At 62.4% G+C, this 1,638-nt stretch carries 4 protein-coding genes; all 4 read right to left on the bottom strand.

Going from position 1 to position 1,638, the window contains the following annotated elements; all coding sequences use genetic code 11:
• On the bottom strand, positions 1–197 hold a 197-nt coding region (locus sphst_RS12395), incomplete at its 3' end, for a DUF3618 domain-containing protein (RefSeq protein WP_159043608.1).
• Entirely contained in the window at positions 197–592 is a 396-nt protein-coding gene (locus tag sphst_RS12390; RefSeq protein ID WP_107045603.1) for a phage holin family protein, read from the bottom strand. The genes sphst_RS12390 and sphst_RS12395, both read right to left, overlap by 1 nt.
• Positions 579–926, bottom strand: coding sequence for a hypothetical protein (locus tag sphst_RS20600; RefSeq protein ID WP_159043607.1), 348 nt, complete (start codon positions 924–926; stop codon positions 579–581). The genes sphst_RS12390 and sphst_RS20600 overlap by 14 nt, the downstream gene beginning before the upstream one ends.
• Positions 927–1,173: 247 nt before the next feature.
• Positions 1,174–1,638, bottom strand: a 465-nt coding sequence (locus sphst_RS12380; protein ID WP_159043606.1) for a YsnF/AvaK domain-containing protein, incomplete at its 5' end; no start/stop codon positions are given.

Genomic DNA, 1,638 nt, shown 5'->3' with positions numbered 1-1,638 from the left:
GGGTTTGCTTTGGCCTTGGCGATCAGGGTTTGGGCAAAGTCCGCGCCGTCGCCACCCGTTACATGGGCAAGTGCGTCGTTCATCAGCTGGTTGGGCGCGAGACGGTCGCCGAGCTGATCGAGACGACGATCCATACGTGCACGGGTCTGCGCCAGATCCTGTTCGATCTGATCGGTGTCGTTCGTATCGTCAGCCATTAGAGATGCTCCTTGAGGATGCGACCGTCCTTTTTGAGGTTGGCGGCCGTGCGATCGGGGGTGAGGTTCTTTAGCGACAGCCGGGTCAGCCCCGCGCGTGCGATCAATCCGCCGACCAGGACAGTCACAAGTCCGACAATGAGCAGTGCAGCCCAGGCCGGTATCCACCTAGCAAGCACTGCTGCACCGCCTTCCAGCAGTACAACCAGGCCAGCAAATGCGACCAAAGCCCCGCCAATCAGTGATACCGCGCCACCGATCAGGCTGTGCAGCTTGTGATCGAACTCGGCACGAGCGAGTGCAAGCTCGCCGCGTACGAGATCCTGAACGTCGCCTGCCAGGCCGCCAGCGATATCTCCCAGGCTAGGAGCTGGGCGTGGTTCAGTGTTGGCCATGGCCGACCTCCGGTACGGTCGGCAGGTTTTCGCGCGAGACGTCGCCGGCTATGATCTTGCCGAGCCGGGCAACGGCAAACCCGGCGACAAGCGTAGCACCGATGAACAGCGCTGGCTGCCGTCTGGCAAAGGACTGAACTTCACGGGTAAGGTCGCCCAGATCCTTATCGCGTAGCGAGCCCGCCAGCGTATTCAACTCGGCTGCGCCGCGGCCGATGGCGCTGGCAATCCAGTCCTGTTGCCCCTCGAACTGCTCACCAGACTTTTGAACCGTCTTCGCCAGCTGCTCGACGAAATTGGCAGCCGTCCCTTTCTGGTCGTCCAGGTTGCTCACCAGCGTCTGCTTGGCCTGATTGGCCAGCGATGAAGCGGTCGCAGTAGGCGTTGCCTCATTTGTCGTAGCGCTGGCAGGCTGGGATGTGTTCACGCTCGGGCTGTCGTCAGAGGCTAGCGCAAATGCGGTAGTACCGCCGGGCATACCGCTTGTAGTCGGATCTTGCATGATTGTTCCTACCTTGTCGTTGGCAACGCCATGGTCGGGCCTCACATGCGGCGCGACGCGCGCGAGGCCCATTCCATGCTTAGCGGTCGGTGCGAGTGCCGAACGTCGAGCCCCGCGCTGCGTCGACGCCTTCGTCGCGGTCGACCTCAACGTCTGTGCGACGAACGGTATCGTCGATCTGCTCGACGCGCTCGTCGGCGGTCTTGGAGATCACCACTTCCTCGACCACATGCGCGGTCTTGCCGACCACGGCTTCTTCACCCGTGGCGGTCATGTCGATCGTGCGCTCGCGAAACGCATCGGCACCAGAGACTTCGCGGTCGACCGGACGGCGCTCGACGTTGACACGCTCGTTGCGCAAACGGATCTGCTCGTGAACGGGCGTCTCGGTAACGTAGGAGCGAACGCGGACACCGCCGCGGTCCACCTCACGCTTGCCAACGACCAGCTGCTCTTCAACAACCGGGATCACTTCCTCGTCACGGTTGTCTACTGCGCCGGTTGCGGTCGCCGAAGCGGTGTCGGAACGATCCTTATCGGCATA

This window comes from Sphingomonas sp. STIS6.2 (genome assembly GCF_000732685.2).
Taxonomy (GTDB): Bacteria; Pseudomonadota; Alphaproteobacteria; order Sphingomonadales; family Sphingomonadaceae; genus Sphingomonas; species Sphingomonas aerolata.
The sequence above is the reverse complement of the archived record's forward strand: the minus strand, read 5'-3'. Positions and strand labels throughout refer to the sequence as shown.